At 68.6% G+C, this 21085-nt stretch carries 18 protein-coding genes and 1 tRNA gene; 7 read left to right on the plus strand and 12 right to left on the minus strand.

Annotated features, from left to right (window positions below; genetic code table 11):
* Nucleotides 1-31 precede the first annotated feature (31 nt).
* Genes tilS through ABE424_RS08830 form a run of 3 tightly spaced genes read left to right on the plus strand, consistent with a single transcriptional unit; the run spans nt 32 to nt 2486 of the window.
* On the plus strand, nt 32-1321 hold the full coding sequence (gene tilS / locus ABE424_RS08820) for a tRNA lysidine(34) synthetase TilS (protein WP_346491887.1): 1290 nt from the start codon (nt 32-34) through the stop codon (nt 1319-1321).
* Between the two features lie 36 nt (nt 1322-1357).
* A complete protein-coding gene (locus ABE424_RS08825; protein ID WP_176989251.1) occupies nt 1358-1618 on the plus strand; it encodes an exodeoxyribonuclease VII small subunit in 261 nt (86 codons plus the stop codon).
* Nucleotides 1608-2486, plus strand: coding sequence for a farnesyl diphosphate synthase (locus ABE424_RS08830; RefSeq protein ID WP_346491886.1), 879 nt, complete (start codon nt 1608-1610; stop codon nt 2484-2486). Before ABE424_RS08825 ends, ABE424_RS08830 begins: the two co-directional genes overlap by 11 nt.
* Before the next feature lie 103 nt (nt 2487-2589).
* Here ABE424_RS08830 and ABE424_RS08835 read toward each other — a convergent pair whose 3' ends face one another.
* Nucleotides 2590-2961, minus strand: coding sequence for a DUF4870 domain-containing protein (locus ABE424_RS08835; protein WP_346478729.1), 372 nt, complete (start codon nt 2959-2961; stop codon nt 2590-2592).
* Between the two features lie 78 nt (nt 2962-3039).
* Nucleotides 3040-4407, minus strand: coding sequence for a metalloprotease PmbA (gene pmbA / locus ABE424_RS08840; RefSeq protein WP_346491885.1), 1368 nt, complete (start codon nt 4405-4407; stop codon nt 3040-3042).
* 68 nt (nt 4408-4475) lie between these two features.
* Here pmbA and yjgA point away from each other — a divergent pair, with 68 nt between their 5' ends.
* The gene (gene yjgA / locus ABE424_RS08845) at nt 4476-5090 is read left to right on the plus strand and encodes a ribosome biogenesis factor YjgA (RefSeq protein ID WP_346478727.1); all 615 of its coding nucleotides are present in this window, start codon (nt 4476-4478) and stop codon (nt 5088-5090) included.
* Between the two features lie 77 nt (nt 5091-5167).
* Here yjgA and tldD read toward each other — a convergent pair whose 3' ends face one another.
* Genes tldD through ABE424_RS08865 form a run of 4 tightly spaced genes read right to left on the minus strand, consistent with a single transcriptional unit; the run spans nt 5168 to nt 12620 of the window.
* Entirely contained in the window at nt 5168-6613 is a 1446-nt protein-coding gene (gene tldD, locus ABE424_RS08850; RefSeq protein WP_346491884.1) for a metalloprotease TldD, read from the minus strand.
* Between the two features lie 54 nt (nt 6614-6667).
* Nucleotides 6668-10528: a YhdP family protein gene (locus ABE424_RS08855; protein ID WP_346491883.1), complete on the minus strand. Its 3861-nt coding sequence runs from the start codon at nt 10526-10528 to the stop codon at nt 6668-6670.
* 30 nt (nt 10529-10558) lie between these two features.
* Nucleotides 10559-12046: a ribonuclease G gene (rng, locus tag ABE424_RS08860; RefSeq protein WP_176989244.1), complete on the minus strand. Its 1488-nt coding sequence runs from the start codon at nt 12044-12046 to the stop codon at nt 10559-10561.
* Complete coding sequence (locus tag ABE424_RS08865) at nt 12039-12620, minus strand: Maf-like protein (protein ID WP_346491942.1); 582 nt, start codon at nt 12618-12620, stop codon at nt 12039-12041. The genes rng and ABE424_RS08865 overlap by 8 nt, the downstream gene beginning before the upstream one ends.
* A gap of 130 nt (nt 12621-12750) precedes the next feature.
* Here ABE424_RS08865 and ABE424_RS08870 point away from each other — a divergent pair, with 130 nt between their 5' ends.
* The 3 genes from ABE424_RS08870 to ABE424_RS08880 all read left to right on the plus strand — a co-directional run bounded on the left by ABE424_RS08870 (nt 12751) and on the right by ABE424_RS08880 (nt 17354).
* Nucleotides 12751-13485 carry an SIMPL domain-containing protein gene (locus tag ABE424_RS08870; protein WP_319210914.1) on the plus strand — a complete coding sequence of 245 codons (735 nt, stop codon included), beginning with the start codon at nt 12751-12753 and terminating at the stop codon, nt 13483-13485.
* A gap of 212 nt (nt 13486-13697) precedes the next feature.
* Nucleotides 13698-14354 carry an energy transducer TonB gene (locus ABE424_RS08875; RefSeq protein ID WP_346491882.1) on the plus strand — a complete coding sequence of 219 codons (657 nt, stop codon included), beginning with the start codon at nt 13698-13700 and terminating at the stop codon, nt 14352-14354.
* A 180-nt stretch (nt 14355-14534) separates the two neighbouring features.
* Nucleotides 14535-17354, plus strand: a complete 2820-nt coding sequence (locus tag ABE424_RS08880) for a TonB-dependent receptor (RefSeq protein ID WP_346491881.1) — start codon at nt 14535-14537, stop codon at nt 17352-17354.
* Nucleotides 17355-17479: 125 nt separating this feature from the next.
* On the opposite strand, the gene ABE424_RS08885 is transcribed toward ABE424_RS08880, so the two are convergent.
* The 6 genes from ABE424_RS08885 to lptE all read right to left on the minus strand — a co-directional run bounded on the left by ABE424_RS08885 (nt 17480) and on the right by lptE (nt 21033).
* A tRNA-Asn gene (locus ABE424_RS08885) sits at nt 17480-17556 on the minus strand.
* Between the two features lie 57 nt (nt 17557-17613).
* Nucleotides 17614-18084 carry a 23S rRNA (pseudouridine(1915)-N(3))-methyltransferase RlmH gene (rlmH, locus tag ABE424_RS08890; protein ID WP_088434465.1) on the minus strand — a complete coding sequence of 157 codons (471 nt, stop codon included), beginning with the start codon at nt 18082-18084 and terminating at the stop codon, nt 17614-17616.
* A gap of 84 nt (nt 18085-18168) precedes the next feature.
* Nucleotides 18169-18600, minus strand: a complete 432-nt coding sequence (gene rsfS / locus ABE424_RS08895; protein WP_179458296.1) for a ribosome silencing factor — start codon at nt 18598-18600, stop codon at nt 18169-18171.
* Nucleotides 18601-18658: 58 nt separating this feature from the next.
* Nucleotides 18659-19324: a nicotinate-nucleotide adenylyltransferase gene (gene nadD / locus ABE424_RS08900; RefSeq protein ID WP_346491880.1), complete on the minus strand. Its 666-nt coding sequence runs from the start codon at nt 19322-19324 to the stop codon at nt 18659-18661.
* Nucleotides 19325-19328: 4 nt separating this feature from the next.
* On the minus strand, nt 19329-20366 hold the full coding sequence (gene holA / locus ABE424_RS08905; RefSeq protein WP_346491879.1) for a DNA polymerase III subunit delta: 1038 nt from the start codon (nt 20364-20366) through the stop codon (nt 19329-19331).
* 31 nt (nt 20367-20397) lie between these two features.
* Nucleotides 20398-21033, minus strand: coding sequence for an LPS assembly lipoprotein LptE (gene lptE, locus ABE424_RS08910; RefSeq protein WP_346491878.1), 636 nt, complete (start codon nt 21031-21033; stop codon nt 20398-20400).
* Nucleotides 21034-21085 lie beyond the last annotated feature (52 nt).

Raw genomic sequence — 21085 nt, forward strand, 5'->3', positions numbered from 1 at the left:
TACTGCCGGTCTGCCTGAGGCTGCTTTCCCCATGACTTCCCTGCTTCCGTCACCGCCCTCTGTCGTCCATCCAGTCCTGGTGGGCTTCAGCGGTGGGCTGGATTCCACCGTGCTGCTGCATTGGCTGGCCACCTCGCCGGCGCAACGCACGGCTGGCCTGCGCGCCGTACATATCCATCACGGCCTGCAGGCCCAGGCCGATGCCTGGACCGTGCACTGCACGCAGGTCTGCGCCCGCTGGAACATCCCGCTGCGGGTGATCCGCGTGCAGGTACCGCGCAACCGGGGACAGGGGCTGGAAGCGGCCGCGCGGCATGCGCGGCGCGACGCCTTCGCGTCGCAGCTGCTGCCCGGCGAACAGCTGGCGCTGGCCCATCATCGCGATGACCAGGCCGAGACCTTCCTGCTGCGGGCGCTGCGCGGCTCCGGCGTGGATGGATTGGCCTCCATGCAGGTGACCAGCGCGTTCGGCGCCGGCACCGTGTGGCGGCCCTTGCTGGAGGTTCCGCGCGGCAGCCTGCGCGCGCATGCGCAGGCCGAAGGGCTGGACTGGATCGAAGACCCCAGCAATGCCAGCGACGACGCCGACCGCAACTTCCTGCGCCTGCACGTGCTGCCCCAACTGCGCCAGCGCTGGCCGCAGGCGGACGCGGCCTTCGCGCGCAGCGCGGCGTTGTGCGCGCAATCCCAGCATCTGCTCGACAGTGCCGACCGCGACGCGCTGGAACGCTGCAGCGTGGGCCCCGGCGTGATCGACTGCGCGCGCCTGATGCGGCAGCCGGTCGAACGGCGTGCGCGCCTGCTGCGGCACTGGGTGCGTGGCAGCGGCCTGCCACCGCTGCCGGCCGCGGGCGTCGAGGCGGTCGAACGCGAGCTGCTGCCGGCCGCGCACCATGCCGATGCGCAGTTCGCCTGGCAGGGTGCCCGCATCCGTCGCTGGCGCGGGCAACTGCACCTGCTCTCGGCCAGCCTGGCGCTGCCGGCCGACTGGAGCGTGCACTGGGATGGGCGCGTGCCGCTGGCCCTGCCCGATGGCGGTGAGCTGCGCCTGATCGGTGCAGTCGATGGCTTCGATACGCCGGTGCAGATCCGTGCGCGGCGTGGCGGCGAGCGCATCCAGCTGCCCGGGCGCGCGCATTCGCACGCCCTCAAAGACCTCCTGCAGCAGCAGGGCCTGCCGCCGTGGCAACGCCGCCAGCTGCCGTTGCTGTTCGATGAAGACACGCTGCTGGCGGCCGGCGACCGCGTGATCGGTGCCGCCCTGCAGCCGTGGCTGCACGCCCATCATGCGCAGTTGCAGTGGACGCCGGGCGCGGCGTGAATTGACCCCGCCGGGCCGGCGGCCCACACTTGGCGCATGGCAAAGAAGTCCCCCAATGAAACCTCCCCGGTCGCCCACTTCGAGCAGTCGCTGGAAGAGCTGGAGCAGCTGGTGGAGAAGATGGAAACCGGCGAAATGAGCCTGGAACAATCGCTCAGCGCCTACGAACGTGGTGTCGGTCTGTACCGCCAGTGCCAGCAGGCGCTGGAACAGGCCGAACTGCGCGTGCGCCTGCTCAGCGATCCGGCCCAGCCCGACACCGCCGTCCCGTTCGACCCGCCCGGCCATGACGGTTGAGGCCACGTTCGCGCGTTGGCGCGACCGGATCGAACATCATCTAGACGCCAGCCTGCCCTCCCCGACCGATGCCCCGCGTGGCCTGCACCAGGCGATGCGCTATGCGGTGCTCGGTGGCGGCAAGCGCATGCGGCCGCTGCTGGTGTATGCGAGCGGCCGGATCTTCGGTGCGGATGAAAGCACGCTGGACGCCCCTGCGATGGCGGTGGAACTGATCCACGCCTATTCGCTGGTGCACGACGATCTGCCGGCGATGGACGACGACGCATTGCGTCGCGGCCGACCGACCACGCACATCGCCTTCGATGAGGCCACCGCCATCCTCGCCGGTGATGCATTGCAGACCCGTGCGTTCGGCCTGATCGCCGATGCGGCCCAGCCGGCCGCGCTGCGCGTGGCCTGCCTGCAGACCCTGGCGCACGCCTCCGGCGCGGCCGGCATGTGCGGCGGCCAGGCGCTGGATATCGATGCCACCGGCCATCAGCAGCCGTTGCAGGATCTGGAACGCATGCATGCGCTCAAGACCGGCGCGCTGATCCGCGCGGCGGTTCGCATGGGCGCGCTGTGTGGCGAGGCAGCTGACGCCGATCTGGCGACGCTGGATACCGTTGCCGCGTCGCTGGGCCTGGCCTTCCAGGTGCGTGACGACATCCTCGATGTCGAGGCCAGTTCCGAACAGCTCGGCAAGACCGCCGGCAAGGACGAGGCGCAGGCCAAGTCGACCTTCCCGGCGCTGCTGGGCATGGACGGTGCCAAGGCGCATCTGCGCACGCTGAGCGAGCAGATGTTCGACGGTCTGGCCGGGTATGGCGACGCGGCGGATGCACTGCGGGCGCTGGCGAAGCTGGCGGTCGAGCGGGATCATTGATCGATCGTGAGGGCAGCCACGCGTGGCGTGGCTCTACAACGCCGAGACATAAAAAAAACGCCCGGGAATCCCGGGCGTTTTTCGTTCCAGCGCTGCGGATCGATTACTTGATCAGGCGCAGGGTGAACGGATAGCGGTAGTACTCACCGTTGTTGGCCTTCACTGCGGCGATGATGCAGAACACGAGGTTCAGCAGGCCGACCAGCGGGGCCAACAGGCCGCCGATGATGACGATCATCAGCACGATGCAGATCAGCATCGCGATGGTGATGGTGATCTGGAAGTTCAGCGCTTCCTTGGCCTGGTCGATGACGAAGCCCTTGCTGCTGTCGTCCTTGTTGATCATCCAGATGATCAGCGGGCCGATGAACCAGGTGAAGATGCCCAGCAGGTGCGCCACCAGGGCCATGGTGCGCTGGTCGGCCGGGGCCGGGGCACCGACAGGCGGCGGGGTGACGGTATCGAAATCGCTCACGTGAAACTCCTTGTTCGAGGTAATGGGTAGTGCACGCGGCAGGCTCCCCGCCTGCCAGGGCAGCCTCCATAGAATACGTCAATCGTTACCGGCAACGGTCATTCGTCCTACAAGGATGGAGCCGGTATGCACGTGCGAGCGCGTGTCGATGTCCGTACCCACCGCCTCGATGCTGGCGAACATGTCCTTGAGGTTGCCGGCGATGGTGATGCCGTCCACCGGGTAGGTGATCTCGCCGTTCTCCACGCGGAAGCCGCCGGCGCCTCGCGAGTAGTCACCGGTCACGCTGTTGACGCCCTGCCCCATCAGCTCGGTGACCAGCAGGCCGTTGCCCATCTGGCGGGCGATCGAGACCAGGTCGCCCGCATTGGCGCGGACCTTGAGGTTGTGCACGCCGCCGGCGTTGCCGGTGGTCGGCAGGCCGAGCTTGCGCGCCGAATAGCTGCCCAGGATGTAACGCTCCAGGATGCCGTCGCGGATCAGGGAGGAGTTGCGGGTGGCCACGCCATCGCCATCGAAGGCGGCCGAGCGCAGCCCACGGCGCAGCAGCGGCAGCTCCTCGATACCGAACCAGTCCGGGAACAGGCGGGTGCCGACGCTGTCGAGCAGGAAGCTGGCGCGGCGGTACAGCGCGCCACCGGAGACCGCGCCGAGCAGATGGCCGATCAGCGAGCGGGCCACCTCCGGCGAATACAGCACCGGCATCTGCGCGGTGGCCATCGAGCGCGGGTCCAGCCGGGCGACCGTGCGCTCGGCGGCCCGGCGGCCGATCGAGGCCGCATCGTCCAGATCCTCGCGGGCCAGCGCGCTGCTGTACCAGCCGTCGCGCTGCATGCCATCGCCCTGCCCGGCGATCAGCGCGCAGCCGATCGAGTGATGGCTGCTGCGCTCGCGGCCGATGAAGCCATGCGAGTTCGCATACACGGAGAGACTCTGCGCGGTCGCGGCCGAGGCGCCGTCGGAGTTGCTGATCCGGGCGTCGGCCTCGCGGCCGGCCGCTTCGCAGGCCAGTGCCAGGTCCAGCGCCGCATCGGCGCTGAGCTCCCACGGGTGCCAGCCGTCCAGGTCCGGGAACTCGCGGGCCATCAGCGCCGCCTCGGCCAGGCCGGCCGCCTCGTCGTCCTCGGTGTGGCGGGCAATCGCGCAGGCCTGGGCCACGGTCGACTCCAGGCTGCTCTCGCGCAGGTCGGCGGTGCTGGCACTGCCCTTGCGCTGGCCGAAGTAGACGGTCACGGCAATGCCGCGGTCGCGGGTGGATTCGACCGTTTCGACCTCGCCCAGGCGCACGTTCACATCCAGACCGCGCTCATCGCTGCAGCTGACCTCGGCCTGGGTGGCGCCCAGGGCCTTGGCCCGCTCCAGCAGGCGCTGGGAGATGTCGGCCAGCTGCTCCAGGCGCTGCAGGCTGTCGTCGGCCGGGGAGACTTCAGGGGAGATCACGTTCAATGCTTTATCCTGTACAGGTGAGTGCCCGGCGCGACGCCGGCACAGTTTACGGATGTGGAAATAAGACGATGCGCGGACGCGACGAAGAAACCGGTGAATTCCTTGATATCAGCCGCAGCCAGAACCGCCGGGCTGCGCTGGACGTGCTGGCCCTGGGCGAGAAGCTGGTCTCGCTGACCCCGGCCCAGCTGGCGCGCCTGCCGGTGCCCGAAGATCTGCTGCCGCACATCGCCGAGGCCAAGCGCATCACCGCGCATATCGCCCACAAGCGCCAGCTGGCGTTCCTGGCCAAGCACATGCGCCGCGAAGACGACGCCGTGCTGGATGCGATCCGCGACGCGCTCGACGCCAACAGCGAGACCTCGCGCCGGGAAGTGGCGACCATGCACCGCGTCGAAGACTGGCGCGAGCGCCTGCTCAAGGACGGCGACAAGGCGCTGGGCGCCCTGCTGGACGAGTACCCGCATGCCGACCGCCAGGAGCTGCGCACGCTGGTGCGCAACGCCCAGGCCGAAAAGGCCAAGAACAAGCCGCCGCGCGCCTACCGTGAGATCTTCCAGGTGCTGCGTACGCTGCTGCTGCCCGCCGCGCTGGGTCTGGAAGGCGTGAACGCCGCGTCCGAGGACGATCTGGACGACGTGGCCGACACGGACAGCGACAGCGACGAGAACGCCGAGGACTGAGTCCCGGCGCTCACGCGGCGGCGCCAGCACCCTGCTGGCGGCCGCGTGATCGGTCAGCACGGGCGTACGCATCCGGCTCAGGCCTGGGTGCCGCCCACGGTGATGCCATCGATCAGCAGCGACGGCTGGCCCACACCGACCGGTACGCTCTGGCCATCCTTGCCGCAGATGCCCACGCCCTCGTCCAGGGCCAGGTCGTTGCCGATCATGCGCACCTTCTGCATGGTCTCCGGGCCGTTGCCGATCAGGGTGGCGCCCTTCACCGGCGCGGTGATTCTGCCATCCTCGATCAGGTAGGCCTCGGTGGCCGAGAACACGTACTTGCCGCTGGTGATGTCGACCTGGCCACCCCCGAAGTTGACCGCGTACAGGCCACGCTTGACCGAGCGGATCATTTCTTCGGGATCGTGCTGGCCGGCGCGCATGTAGGTGTTGGTCATGCGCGGCATGGTCATGTGCGCGAACGACTCGCGACGGCCGTTGCCGGTCGGCGCCACGCCCATCAGGCGCGCATTGAGCGAATCCTGCATGTAGCCGACCAGGATGCCGTCCTCGATCAGCGTGGTGCACTGGGTCGGGTGGCCCTCGTCATCGATGTTCAACGAGCCGCGACGACCGTCCAGGGTGCCGTCGTCGACGATGGTCACGCCCGGTGCGGCCACGCGCTCGCCGATCCGGCCGGCATAGACGCTGGTGCCCTTGCGGTTGAAGTCGCCTTCCAGGCCGTGGCCGACCGCTTCGTGCAGCAGCACGCCGGGCCAGCCCGGGCCGAGTACCACGGTCATCACCCCGGCCGGGGCCGGGATCGCCTCCAGGTTCACCAGCGCCTGGCGCAGCGCCTCGCGCGCGAAGCCCTCCGGGCGCCCGTCGGCGAACAGTTCTTCATAGCTGTAACGACCGCCGCCACCGGAGTAGCCGGACTCGCGACGGCCGTGCTGCTCGACGATCACCTGCACGTTCAACCGCACCAGCGGGCGGACATCGGCCGCGAGCACGCCATCGCTGCGCGCGATCAGCACCGTGTCCACGCCACCGGAGAGGCTGACCATCACCTGCTGCACGCGCGGGTCCGCGGCGCGCAGGTAGCGGTCCAGGCGCTTGAGCATCTCGACCTTGGCCTCGTTGCCCATACCGTCGATGGGGTCCAGCGCCGGGTACAGCGCGCGGCCACTGCCGCGCACCAGCGAGCGGGCCGACTGCGCCCCGCCCTCGCGGGAGATGGCGCGGGCCGAGTGGGCCGCGGCCAGCAGCGCGTCGCTGTGGATGTCGTCGGAGTAGGCGAAGCCGGTCTTCTCACCGGCGATGGCGCGTACGCCCACGCCCTGCTCGATCGAATGCGCACCGTCCTTGACGATGCCGTCCTCCACGCTCCAGCTCTCGCGGCGGGCGTGCTGGAAATAGAGATCCCCGAAGTCGATGCCCGGCCCCAGCAGGGTGCCGAACGTGCGTTCCAGACCGTTCGCATCCAGCCCGGCGGGCAGCAGCAGACGGTCGGTGGCCAGCGAAAGTGCGTTGTTGTTCATGCTCTTTGATCTATGGGCGTCGGGCGCGATCGCAACCCGGGCGCGGGAAAGGGGTCAGCGTGCCGGCGGTGCGGCCGGGGCCGGCTTGGGCGCTGCGTCGCGGTCGATCACGTCGACCTTGGGTTCGGCCCAGGGGCCGGTCACGCGGTAGGTTTTGGCACCGATCTCGCCCAGCGGCTTGGACAGCACCGCATTGGCCGCCGCGCCCACCGCCGCGCCGACCGGGCCGCCGGCAACCGCACCGACCACGGTGAGCAGGTTGCCCGCGCGCGGGTTGACGTCGATGGTCTGGTCGAAGCGCTGCTGGCGCAGGTCGGTCTGGCCACGGATGGTGATGTTGGCCGCCGGGCCTTCGATCAGCACCTTGTCGGTGGTGGCCATGCCGTCGCTGAAGGCCACGCGGCCCTCGACCTGGTTGAAGGCGAAGCCCTTGGAGAAGAAATCGCGGAAATCGAACATGAGCCGGCGCGGCAGCTGGGTCACGCTGAGCAGGCCAAGCACGCGCCCGGCGCCGGGTTCCAGTTCCAGCAGCTGGCCGTTGCGGGCCTGCACGTCGAGCTGGCCCTGCAGCGCGCCGAGCTGGAAGTCCGACGGGCCGCCCTGCCAGCCGGCGGTCATGGTCAGCTGGCCCTGGCCACCCCGCAGCTGGCCCCCGTAATCGAGGTTCTGCATCAGCCCGCCCAGGTCCTCGCTGTTGACCTGCACGTTGAACTGGCTGCGCGCGGTCTCGCCCATGCCCATCCAACGCCCGCTGACGTCGATCTCCTGCTTGGGCGCGCGGAACTGCAGCTGGTCCACGCTCAGGCCGTTGGCCATCGGGCGGGTGCGCAGCACCGCCTGGCCCAGTTTGGCCTTGCCGAACTGCAGGTCGTCGATGTCCAGCGACAGCGGCGGCACCTTGGCCGGGTTGGTGTCGTTGGCACTGGCCTGGACCCGTGCCGGCAGCGTCACGTCCGGCGGCAGCAGGATCGGCGCGCCGTCGCTCGGCGCTTTCACCGGCGTGGGCAGCGATTGCCAGTGCACGCGGCTGAGCTTGCCGACGATGGTGCCGCCCTCGGCATTGGGGACGCTCAGGGTGCCGGCCAGCGACGGGCCGTCCATGCGCACGTCCACGCTGTTGCCGGTCGGACGCAGCTGCAGCCGGGTCTGCGGGAAGACACCGCCGGCCAGCAGCAGCTGGCCCACCTGCACATCCACATGCCGCAGCGGCATCGGGTCCTTGTCATCGCCGCCCTCGGGCGAGCGCGCCAGGCCGATCCACTCCAGCGCATCCAGTGAGCCGCTGCGACCATTCACCACCAGCCCGCTGGCCGGCGGATCGCGATCCACATGGTCGCTGCCCAGGGTGACCTGCACGCCGGTCTGGTTGTCACGTGTGCGCGCAGCCAAGGCCAGCCTCTGCCCGAACGCGACATCGACCCGGCCGCTGCCCATCGGCAGCTGCGCGGTGACGTCCGTCGCCAGCGGTGTAGCAGCGGGCTTGTCCAGCGGTGCGGGCAGTTCCAGCGTGGTGCCGACCAGATCCGAATGCAGCTTGAGCACGGTCGGCGGCTCGACCTTGCTGCCGGCCGCGACCTTGGGCAGGGTCACCCCGATGGTCCAGCGCGAGGTGCCCTGGATGTAAGGCTTGAGCCAGTTCAGTTCCGGCGCGCGGTCGAGCAGCGCACCGGCCTCCAGCGAGGCGGTGAGTTCGGATTCAAACGCCTGCTGCGGATCGCGCACGAATTCGCCGGCGCGCAGGCTGAGCAGCCCGTCCTGGCCCTGGTGGCGCACGGCCAGGTGCTCCGCATCGAAGCCACCATGGCCATAGCGGGCGGTGCCGCGCATGTTCTCGAACAGAAGATCGAAGCGTTTCTCGGCGAGGGTCGCGCCATCCAGATCGACCGTGCCCTGCAGGTGACCGCTGCCTTCAACATGGTGCAGCGGCTGCAGCAGGTCGAAGGTGACCGCTGCGGGCCCCTTCGCGGTGAGGTTGTCCAGCGTCTCGCCGTAGGTGGCCTGCAGCGGGCTCTGCTTGAGCATGGCCAGCAGTGCACCGGCATCGCTGCGGCTGGCCGCCTTGACGTACAGCGCGGTCACGCCGAAATCCGGAATGCCGGCATCGAAGTGGTCCACCGCCACGCCGGCCAGATCGCCTTTGCCATGCAGCTCGAAGCCCGGGCCGATGAAAGCGATGTCCGCGTCCACCTTGTCCATCGTCGGCCAGTCGTGCTGGAAACGGATGCTGCCGGCGTCAATGTGCCCGGTCGCTTCGAAGCGGCCATTGTTTTTGTCGAACGGCCAGTCTTCCAGATCGCCGGTGACCAGGCCCACGCCGCCGCGGACCTGCCCGGAGACCAGCGCGGCATCCAGCCAGTCGGTGGCGGCCCTGCTCATCTTGGAATGGATCCAGAAACGCTTGGCGGCGGTCATCGGCACATCGTCGATCTTGGCCGCCAGTTCCAGCCACGGGCGGGTGCCGTTGTTCTGGAACCAGATGCCGCCGCGCACGTCGGCGGCGTAGTCGGTGCCCTGCACGCGCAGCGCCGCCGTGCCGATCCGCCAGCCGCCGGCCTCGTCACGCCAGCCGACCAGCTGGCCGCCCAGGCGCACGTCGTGGCGCTCGCCGAACCCGCTCGGCCAATCGAAATGCATCACCCGTTGCGGCTGCAGATCCAGCGTGAAGCCGTCGGCATCGCCGTTGAAGCGTCCGCCCACGCCGCTGAGTCCGGGCGAATGGCCGACCGCGGCGAAGCGGATGTCCTCCAGGTCGCCCTCGATCGACAGCGCGCCGCCCTGCTCGCCCGCCATCCGCACGCGGGTCATGCGCACCTGCGGTGCGGCCTCATGCAGCCACTCGCGCAGGCCCGGGTCGATCCGGTCGGTCAGTGCCAGCCCGCGCAGCAACGCGGTGGCATCGATGTTGTCGCCGGACAGCGCGAAGTGCTGGCCGCCGGCCAGCAGCAGGCCATCCAGCTGCTGGGTGCTGCCCTCCAGGCCGATCCGCAGGCGCGGTGCATCCGCGCGCCAGCCGCCCTGCACCCAGCGCCAGCGCGCGCGCAGCTCCAGCGTCTGCAGCGCGAGCTGCGGATGCGTGCCGTCCGCCAGCTTCACGCCACGCACCTGTACGTTCTGCAGGTCCGCGTCGGTGGTGACCATCACCACCCGATGATCGCGCAGGTCCACCCATGCATTGAACTCGCCGGTGCCCTGTTGCAGTCCGATGCCACCGAACTGCAGCAGCGAGGACCACGCACGGAAATCGGCCGGGTCGGCCGAGAGCCACGCCTGCCCGTCTCCGCGCTTGCGGTCGAAGTCCAGCACCGCCGTCAGCGGCTGCGCGGCCGGGTTGGCCCAGGCACGTGCGCCGACGCGCAGGCGCTGGCCGTTGACGCGCAGGCGCAGGTCGATCCGCGGCAGCGTCGCGTTGACGCCCAGCGAGGGCGCATCCACCCTCAGCCGGCCCCCGATCACCTGCAGCTCGCCCAGCCGGCGCAGGGTGTCCAGCGGGTCGCCCGCGGTGGACTGCGGGAGGCCCTGCACCGACCAGCGGCCGTCGTCGGCACGCTGCAGTACCAGTGCAAGGCCGCGCAGGCGCAGCTCGGTCAGCGAGTGCCCCGGCAGCAGGCCGGCATACATGGACACCAGTACTTCCGCCTCGCCGATGCGCAGGCCCTGGCCTTCACCGATGCGCAGCCCCTTGAGCTGCAGCAGCGGACCGCGCCGGGTCCAGGCGGTATCCAGCGCGTCGAAACGCACCGGCTGCCCGGCGCGCGCACTCAACCACGCCGCCACCTTGTCCGGGTGACGCTCGGCCAGGGGCAGCAGCTGGCTGGCAGTGCCGACCAGCAGGGCCACGCCCACGAGCAGGATCGCCACCGCATACACGGCATGGCGGCGAATCCGGCGCAGGCGCAGGCGGAGCGGTGTGCTCATCGGAACGTGGGAATGCCGGACCGGCCGCGATCAGAGCAGCACGACATCGAACTGCTCCTGCAGGTACTGCTCGTCCGCCTGGAAGCGGATGCTCTTGCCCAGGAACTCCTCCAGTTCGGCCACCGCCGAGGATTCCTCGTCGGTGATGCGCGCCACCACCTTGGAGGAGGCGATCACCAGCAGGCGCGCCGCATCGAACTGGCGCACCGCCCGGGTGATCTCGCGGAAGATTTCGTAAGTCACCGTTTCCGCGGTCTTGATCGAGCCACGCCCGCTGCACTCCGGGCACGGCTCGGACAGCTGGCGCTCCAGGCTTTCCACGGTGCGCTTGCGGGTCATCTCGACCAGGCCGAGCGGCGAGAAATCGTAGACGGTGGTCTTGGCATGGTCGCGGGCCAGCGCCTTCTCCAGCGTGCGCAGCACCTGGCGGCGGTGTTCGGCATCGTCCATGTCGATGAAGTCGATGATGATGATGCCGCCCAGGTTGCGCAGCCGCAGCTGGCGCGCGACCGCCTGCGCGGCCTCCAGATTGGTGCGGAACACCGTCTCTTCGAGGTTGCGCTGGCCCAGGAAGGAACCCGTGTTCACATCGATCGTGGTCATCGCCTCGGTCTGGTCGATGACCAGGTAGCCACCGGACTTCAGCGGCACCTGCTTGTCCAGCGCGCGGCCGATCTCGTCCTCCACCCCGAACATGTCGAAGATCGGGCGATCGCCGCTGTACAGCTCGATCTTCTCGGCCAGCACCGGCATGTACTTGGCCACGAACGCCTGCAGCTGGTTGAAGGTCTCCTTGGAATCGACCTTGACCTTGTCCACGTCCTTGCGGATCAGGTCGCGCACCGAGCGCAGCGGCAGGCTGAGGTCTTCATAGATCACGCTGAGCGGGGCGGCATCGCGGCCACGGCGCTCCACCACGTTCCAGACGCGCGACAGATAGGCCACGTCCTCGGCGATCGCCTCGGCCGGCTGGCCTTCGGCATTGGTGCGCACGATGTAGCCATAGCCGCCGTGCTGGGCCGACAGCTCGGTCACCAGCGTCTTCAGGCGCGCGCGCTCGGTCTCGTCCTCGATCCGGGCCGACACGCCGACCACCTTGGACTGCGGCAGCAGCACCATGTAGCGCGAGGGAATGCTGATCTGGGTGGTCAGGCGGGCGCCCTTGGTCCCGATCGGGTCCTTGACCACCTGCACCACGATGTCCTGGCCGTCGCGCAGCAGCTCCACGATCGGCACCGAGGACGGCGGCGGCAGGGTCGTGCCTTCGGTATCGGGGCTGGCCACCGGGGCCGGCCGGATCACATCGTTGGCGTGCAGGAACGCCGCGCGCTCCAGCCCGACTTCGACGAAGGCCGCCTGCATGCCCGGCATCACCCGCTGCACCTTGCCCTTGTAGATGTTGCCGACCACGCCACGGCGCCAGCCGCGTTCGATATGCAGTTCCTGCAGCATGCCGTTTTCGATGACGGCGACGCGGGTTTCCCGCGGGGTGACATTGACCAGGATTTCTTCAGACATGGGCGACTCCCTTCAGTTCAAACGTCTGCAGCAACTGCTCGGTCTGTTGCAGGGGCAAACCCATCACACCCGAATAGCTTCCCGCCAGATGGCGGATGTATCGTTCGGCGCCGCCCTGGATCGCATAGGCGCCGGCCTTGTCCATCGGCTCGCCGCTGGCCACGTAGGCCGCGATCCGATCCTCATCGATCGCCGCGAACGTCACCTCCGAGACCACCAGCACGCCCTGCTCCCGGCCCGCGGCGACCAGCGCCACGGCGGTCATCACCTGGTGGGTGCGCCCGGCCAGGGTGCGCAGCATCGCGCAGGCGTCGGCGGCATCGGCCGGCTTGCCGAACACGCGCCCGTCCAGCACCACCTCGGTGTCCGAGCCCAGCACCACCGCGTCCGGGTCGTGCGTGACCAGCGCCAGCCCGGCGCGCGCCTTGTCGGCGGCGACGCGCTGCACGTAGTCGGCGGCCGACTCGTCGGCGGCACGGACTTCGGGCACGTGAAGGTCGAGCACCTGGAACGGTCGGTCCAGGCGCGCAAGCAGTTCGTTTCGTCGGGGGGATCGAGAGGCGAGATAAAGCATCGAGGAAGCATAACCTGAGCCTACTGTCTGAATCGCGAGCAACACGCTTGAATCGTGATCGACCCCATCAAACCTCACGACGCGTTCATCGCCCCGACACCAACCTCAACGCCTTCACAAGGAGATGTACATGCGCCGCCCGTCCCTGTCCCCGTTGCTGCTCGCCCTGTCCCTTGCCCTGGGAGCTTCGATGACCGCCCACGCCCAGTCCCAGCCCACCATCGCCGTGCCGGCCGACGGCACCCTGCTCAACATCTCGGCCAACGCCGAGGCCCGGCGCGTGCCGGACGTGGCCACGCTCTCGGCCGGTGTGGTCACCCAGGCCGTGGACGGCAACACCGCCATGCGCCAGAACGCCGAGCAGATGACCAAGGTACTGGCCGCGATCAAGGCGGCCGGCATCGCCGAGCGTGATGTGCAGACCAGCGGCGTCAACCTGAGCCCGCAGTACCGTTACGCCGACAACGAAGCGCCGAAGATCACCGGTTACCAGGCCAGCAACACGGTCAGCCTGAAGGTGCGCGACATCGCCAAGCTGGGCAAAGTGCTCGACGCGCTGGCCGCCCAGGGCGCCAACCAGATCAACGGCCCGCAGTTCGAGATCGACCAGCCCGAACCGGTCTATGACGAGGCCCGCCTCGCCGCGCTGAAGAAGGCCCAGGCCCGCGCAGAGACGTACGCCAAATCGTTGGGCCTGCGCGTGCGCCGGATCGTGAGCATCTCCGAGAGCGGTGGCGGCAACTTCCGTCCGGTGATGATGCGTGCCCAGGCGGCGCCGATGGCGGCCGATGTGTCGACGCCGGTTTCGCCGGGCGAATCCACCGTGTCGGTCAACCTGGACGTGGTGTTCGATCTGGGCCGCTGATCCGCGCGGCCACCCGTTTTCCATGACGGCGCCCGCGGGGCGCCGTCATGCTGTGCGCGGTCCGATTCTGACTGCCAGCCAACTCCCCACCCTGCCCCTGACTTCCGGCCCGTGCCGGGCTCGGGTATTGCTGTCATTGCGCGGCCCCGCCCGACCCCATCCGCCGCGCAGGCACGTTGGTGTTTCCGCACATCTGGCAAGGAGAGTGGAGCATGGTCCGTACCCCGTCCCCGGTTGTCCCGCTGCACATCGAAGCGTCCCGCGTGCTCGGGTGGAGCACTGCCATCGCGGTCCATGCGCTGGCCCTGATGCTGTTGTTGATTCCTGCCGCACAGCCGCTGATCACGGCCCCGCGCGAGCGCATGCGGGTGAGCTGGGTGCTGCCGCCGCCTCCGCAACCGCCGAGACCGATCCATGCCGATCCGGCACCGCCGAAGGTTCCGACGGCACCGGTGAACACGCAGCGACCGCCGGCGCCCCTGCCGACGCCCACTGCCGCCGTCGATGACGCGCTGGCGGTGTCCCCGCTACCGGCCAGCGAGGCGTCACCGCCGTTGCTGGCGCCAGCGCCTGGCCCGGCCGCACCGGCGCAGGGGGCCCAGCTCCAGTACCGCAGCGCCCCGCCGCCGCCGTATCCGATCACCGCGATCCGCCTCGGCCAACAGGGCACGGTGGTGCTGCGCATCCGGGTCGGTACCGATGGCCGTCCGCTGGCGGTCGACATCGAGAAGAGCAGCGGCTCGCGCGTGCTCGACCAGGCCGCGCGCCAGCAGGTCCTGCGCCGCTGGCGCTTCGTGCCCGCCACCGTCAATGGCCAGGTCGTCGAGGCCGATGGCCTGGTCCCGGTGGAATTCACGTTGCCGCGTTGAATGTGCCGGGGAGAGCCTGCAATGGGCTCTCCCCATTCATCCAGGGTCATCACACGCTCTTTCGCGAATTAAGCAATTTTTCACACTTGCGTCACCTGCCGGAAACCTAGATTGGCGCCGTTGCCACCGTTCTGGTGTCGACTTATTGACATCTAGGTTTTCCCAGTCAGGAGAGAAGCTGTGAAACACCCGATCCAACGCCGCGACGACAGCCGCCGCACCAGCCTGGCCAATTCCATTTCCACGATCCTTGCCGGCGGCGCGCTGCTGCTGGTGGGCGCCATGGCGTCGTCCTCCGCGTTCGCGCAGGAGCAGGCGACCAACCTTGACCGGATCACCGTCACCGGGTCGAACATCCCCCGCACCAATACCGAAACCCCCTCCCCCGTCCAGGTGGTCACCCGCCAGGAAATCGACCGCACCGGCAAGACCACGGTCGCCGAGTACCTGCAGACCCTGACCGCGGACGGCTCGGGCTCCATTCCCAAGACCTTCGGCAACGGCTTTGCCGGCGGCGGCGCGGGCATCTCGCTGCGCGGCCTGGGCGCCGGCTCCACGCTGGTCCTGTTGAACGGCCGCCGCATGGCGACCTACGGCCTGGCCGATGACGGCCAGAAAGTCTTCACCGACCTGAGCACCATTCCGCTGGATGCGGTCGAGCGCATTGAAGTCCTCAAGGACGGCGCTTCTGCGATCTACGGTTCGGACGCCATCGCCGGCGTGGTCAACATCATCCTGCGCAGCGACTTCAACGGCGCCATCCTGCGCGCCTCCTACGGCCTGTCCGGCGACAGCGACGGCGATGCCAAGAAGGCCACCCTGACCGCCGGTACCGGCGATCTGGCCACCGACGGCTGGAATGCGTTCTTCAGCCTGGACGTGGGCAAGACCGACGCGATCAAGATCAGCGACCGCAAGGACCGCAAGTGGATCGGCACCGGTGACATCCGTCGCTACGGCTATGGCAACAATGCGCAGTTCCTGGGCGGTGCCTTCCTCAATGGCGGCACCAGCGGTGGCGTAGGGCCGAACGGCTCGGTGTTCGACGACCGTGCCGTGACCGATGACAATCCCGCCTTCCTCGTTGCGCTGCCGGGGTGTGCTGGCCTGACCACCATCCCCGGCCAGAACGATGTCACCGCGCAGCAGCAGGGCTGCCTCTGGGATCCCGCGCAGCTGTACCGTGACCTGACCCCGGAAGAGAAGTACGTCAACGTGTTCGGCCGCGCCAGCTTCGCCTTCGGCGAGGGCGGTGAGATCTACACCGAGATCGGCTACTCGAAGAAGGAAACCACCTTCAGTAACACACCTTCCGGCGTGTCCGGTGGCTGGGGCTATCCCGAGGGCCCGGTCAACGCCAACAGCGGCCCCGGCGCCACCGTCCTCAGCCCGACCCATCCGGACAACCCGATCCCGGGCCAGGCCTCGCGCCTGCGCTATTCGGCCTGGGACGTGGGTCCGCGCGTGACCGAGAACACCAACGAGTTCAACCGCTTCCTGGTCGGGGTCAAGGGCAATTGGGGCGAGTGGAGCTACGACACCGCCTACCTGCATTCGGGCACCGATCTGGTCAACAAGCGCACCGGCTTCCTGAATTACGACGCGGTTCGTTGCGTGCTCGGCAACCCGGCCTGCCCGGCAGGTGTGTGGCGCATCGGCGACAACGCAGGCCTGAACTCACAGGCACTGTATGACTACATCTCGCCGGACATCAGCGCACGCGCCAAATCCAGCCTGGACATGTTCGACTTCACCGTGTCGCGCAGCCTGGCCGACCTCAAGGGCGGCCCGCTGGGCTTGGCGCTGGGTACCGAATGGCGCAAGACCAGCAACAGCCTGACTCCGCAGACGTTCACCGATCAGGGCCAGATCATCGGCTTGGGCTACTCGGCCTACGACGGCACGCAGAATGTGTATGCCGGATATGTCGAACTGTCCGCCCCGGTACTGGAGCAGTTGGAGCTGTCCGGCGCGGTCCGCTACGACAAATATGAAAGTGGTGAAGGCAAGGCAACGCCGAAGCTCGGTGTGAAGTGGACGCCGGCCGACTGGATCGCGGTCCGCGGCAGCTATGCCGAAGGCTTCCGTGCACCGAACCCGGCCGAGAATGGTGACGGTGGCCTGGCCGCCTTCTCCAATGCCCGCGATGCACTTCGCTGCGACCTGCAGCCGAACGGGACCAACTGCAGTTCGCGACCGGTGGCGATCATCACCCGCCCCAATCCCGACCTGAAGCCGGAGGAATCCAAGAGCTACTCGTTCGGCGTGGTGCTGCAGCCCACCTCCAGCACCTCGATGACCGTCGATGCGTGGCAGATCAAACGCACCAATGAAATCGCGCAGGGCTCCACCGCCGACGCGATCGCAGCAGGCAACGTGCTGCGTGACAGCGACCTGATCAACGGCATTCCCGGTACCGGCACCATCCTGGCGGTCAACACCGCGTACATCAATGCCGCATCGACCCGCGTGCGCGGTATCGATACCGACATCCGCCAGACCTTCGACATCGGTCCGGGCCAGCTGGAAATGGACCTGCAGTGGAGCCACGTGCTCAAGTTCGAGCGCACCGATTCGGACGTGACCGTCGACTACGCCGGTACCCACGGCAACTGCGACGTCACCAACTGCATCGGCACGCCGAAGGACCGCATCAACTTCGGCACCACCTGGAAGCAGGGCCCGTGGAGCGTCAGCGGCGTGGCCAACTACATCTCCAAGATGGAGAACACCGACTTCCGCGGTCCGGACGGCGAATACCAGTTCTCCTACGCCGACGGTACCGACGTCACCAAGATCTCCTCGTTCACCACCTTCGACCTCTCCGGTCGCTGGAACATCACCGAGGCCTTCGAGTTGAACGCGTCGGTGCAGAACCTGTTCGACCGCATCGCTCCGCTGGATCCGACCACCTACGGTGGCGTGAACTACAACCCGCTGCACTTCAGCGGCGCGATCGGCCGTTACTTCACCGTCGGTGCCAAGTACACCTTCGAATGAGGTAGCCGCATTTGGGGAACAAGGAGCCCGGGCAGTGCCCGGGCTTTTTGTTGGCCGGTCATGCGTGCCGCGCGGATCGCGGACAAAAAAAAGCCCCGCATCGCTGCGAGGCTTTTTTCAAATCTTGGCGCCCGAAGTTGGACTCGAACCAACGACCCCCTGATTAACAGTCAAGTGCTCTAACCGGCTGAGCTATTCGGGCGGGGTGCGCATTGTAGCCCGTTTTTCGCGGGATGTAACCCATCTGGCGACAACTATTTCACGCGCGGTGATACGGATGGTTGGCCAGCATCGCCGCGGCGCGGTACAGCTGCTCGGCGACCACCAGGCGCACCAGCATGTGCGGCAGGGTCAGCGGCCCGATCGACCATTTCTCGTCGGCCATCGCCGACACCTCGGCGGAATGGCCTTCCGGCCCGCCGATCAGGAAGGCCAGGTCCCTGCCCTGCCCGCGCCAATGCTCCAGGCGCTGCGCCAGCTGTTCGGAACTGAGCGGGCGTCCCGGCACATCGAGCGCGACCACGTAGGCATTCTTCGGCAGCGCCGCGATCACGCGCTTGCCTTCGTCATCGGTGGCGCGGCGCGCGTCGCGCCCTTTGCCACGCAGGCCGGGCTCGATCTCGACCAGCTCGAACGGCAACCAGTGCGAGAGCCGCTTCTGGTACTCGGCAAAGCCCTGCGCGACCCAGGACGGGGCACGTTCGCCGGTGGCGATCAACTTGGCTTTCATCTCTGTCCTCGGCAGGCACCGCACGCGGCGCCGCAAAAGACAACGGCGCCATCGGCGCCGTCGTCGTGACCCTGCACGCTGCGATCAGCGCGCGTCGTAGTCGTCGTCCGCATCGTCGAGCAGTTCGATCGGCGGCTGGTCGCCCACGGTCCACAGGCGCTCGAGCGCGTAGAACTCGCGCACGCGCGGCAGCATCACGTGGACGATCACGTCGCCCAGGTCGACCAGCACCCACTCGGCTTCGCGCTCGCCTTCCACGCCCAGCGGCATCACACCCAGCTTCTTGGCGAACCTCACCACTTCGTCGGCGATCGACTTGACGTGACGGCTGGAGGTACCCGACGCGATCACCATGTAATCGGCGACGCTGGAGCGGCCGATGACGTCGATCTCAACGAGATCCTTCGCCTTCAGTTCTTCGGTGGCCCCGCGCACGCACTCGAGCAGCTGCAGAACGGAGGGCGCCGGATTGGGCAGTTGGACCTTGATGGTCTGGGGCTGGGCTTGGTTGCTCAAAGCGGGTCAACTCGATAAATGTGGGGTCGATTATACGGGGCAGCGCGCCCGCGCGTATTCACGACGGTGTTGCGCCGTACAGGCGGTGGTCGAGGATATAGCCGGCCACCGGCTCGGGCAGCAGCTGCTGCCAGGGGCCACCGGCCTGGATCCGGGTCCGCACGGCGGTGGCCGATTCCTCGCGCAGCGGGGCCTGCAGGCGCAGCAGGCGCCCGGCCGGGGCGGTGAACAGCGCGCGCTCGTGACTGGCCCAGCGCCCGTCCAGGGCCTGTGCCAGGACCGGGTCGGGCGTGTCGGCCAAGGGGCTGCCGGGGCGGTCGGCGACGATGAAATGCGCCAGATCGAACAGCGCGGTCCACGCGTGCCAGCTGGGCAGGGCGAGCAGGCTGTCGGCGCCGACCAGCCAGGCGATCGGTTGGCGCGGCCCCAGCTCGGCGCGCAGCTCGCGCAACGTATCGACGGTATAGGACGGCACGCCGGGGCTGCGCGCGGCCCGGTCCAGCTCGCGGCGGTCGAGCAGCAGGCCGGGCTCGTCGCCGATGGCCAGGCCCAGCATCGCCAGGCGTTGCGCGGCGTCGGCGCCGGGGGTGGCGCGGTGCGGCGGATCGGCGGCCGGCAGCAGGCGCACGGCGACCTGCAGCTGGTCGCGTGCGGCACGGGCGATGGCCAGGTGGCCCAGATGGACGGGATCGAAGGTCCCGCCGTAATAGATGCGCAGCCCCATGGGCTCAGGCCCGGGCGAGCAGGCGCACGGCACGGGCTTCGGACACGGCGATCAGCAACCGCTCCAGCGCCAGCCAGGCATCGCCGTCGGCGCGCCCCTTGGCGATGCGGTCCACCAGCCCGGCCTCGGCCACGAAGCGCTCCCAGCGCTTGACCTCGGGGTGACGCTGCAGCGCGCGCTTGAAGGGCGCCTGCCGCGATTCCCAGATGCCACGGCTCTTCATTTCCGCGGCCAGGTTGCCACCGCGCGCCTGCACCCGCGCCAGGCCGGCGGTCGAGAGCAGTTCGCGGATCACGATCGGGGTCAGCGCGGCCACGGCTTCGCCTTCGGCACGCAGGCCGGCGATCATGCGCAGCACCGCGGCGGGCTGGCCGGAGAAGGTCGCTTCGACCAGGCGGAACACGTCGTAACGGGCGGCATCGGCCACCAGCGACTCCATGGTCTCCACGTCCAGGGTCTGGCCATCGGCCAGCAGGGCCAGCTTGTCGATTTCCTGGGCGGCGGCCAGCAGATTGCCCTCCACCCGCTCGGCCAGGCGCTGCACGGCCTGTGGATCGGCGCGCAGGCCCTTGCCGCGCAGGCGGCGTTCGATCCACTCGGTCAGTTCATGCGGCTTGATCGCCCAGGCCACCGAGATCACCCCGGCGCGGCCGACGGCATCGGCCCACTTGGTCTGGTGCGCCTTGCTCCATTCGTTGCAGGTGATGAGCAGGATCACGTCCGGGGCCGGATTGGCGCAGAACTGGCTGATCACCTCCGCGCCTTCCTTGCCCGGCTTGCCGCTGGGCAGGCGCAGTTCCATCAGGCGACGCGCACTGAACAGGCTGGGCGCGTTGAAGCTGGCATCGAGCTGGTTCCAGTCGAAGTCGCGGCCATCGGCATCGAACACTTCCCGTTCGTTGACGCCATCGGCGCGGGCACGTGCCCGCACGGCATCGGCCGCTTCAAGCACGCGCAGCGTCTCGGGCCCCGCGATCAGGTAGACCGATGCCAACGGCTGGCTGGCCGGTTGGCTGGCGAGCTGTTCGGGGCGAAGTTCCATGCGGGCAGGCCGATCCGCAGGCGGACCGGACTCAGCGCCCCTGCGGAACGTCGGCGGGTACCGCCGGCGTCGGGGTCGTCGACGTCGGGGTGGCCGGGGTGGCCGCCGGCAGCTCGACCGGCGTCTCCACCGGCGCGGTACCCGGCTTGGCCGGGGCACGACCGTGCTCCAGCTCGGCGCGGACCACGCTGTCGATGCGGCGCATGATCGAGGCGGACATCTCGCGACGCAGTTCGTCGGCGAGGATTTCGCGCTCGGTGGTTGTACCGGTGGCGTCGGTCGGCGGCGACACATAATCGCGCGAGAGTTCGATCACCTGCTGCGGCACCAGTTCACTGCCATCTTCGCGGCGGAAGATGAAGATCACCGCGTAGCGCAGGCTGTATTCCTGGGCACGGCCCTGGGCATCGATCGCGATCGGCAGATCGCCCCAACGCTCGGACAGCACCTGCAGCTGGGCCGCCGGCTCGCTGCTGTCGCTGTCGGCGATCTGCGCCCCGGAGGCCTGCAGGCCACGGCGCAGCAACTTGACCAGTTCGCTGTAAGGCGCGGTGGAGACCACCTGCACCGCCGCGGTATCAGCCGGCAGCATCAACTTGTTGCGCAGATGGAAGCCGCACCCGGCGAGGGTTGCGGTCAGGACAAGGGCAAGCAGGAATCGGGTCATGGACACAGTCTGTAGGAGCCGGGCGGTCGCGGCAACAAGCAGTGATCGTGCC

The organism is Stenotrophomonas sp. TWI1149 (assembly GCF_039673155.1).
GTDB classification, from domain to species: domain Bacteria; phylum Pseudomonadota; class Gammaproteobacteria; order Xanthomonadales; family Xanthomonadaceae; genus Stenotrophomonas; species Stenotrophomonas maltophilia_AA.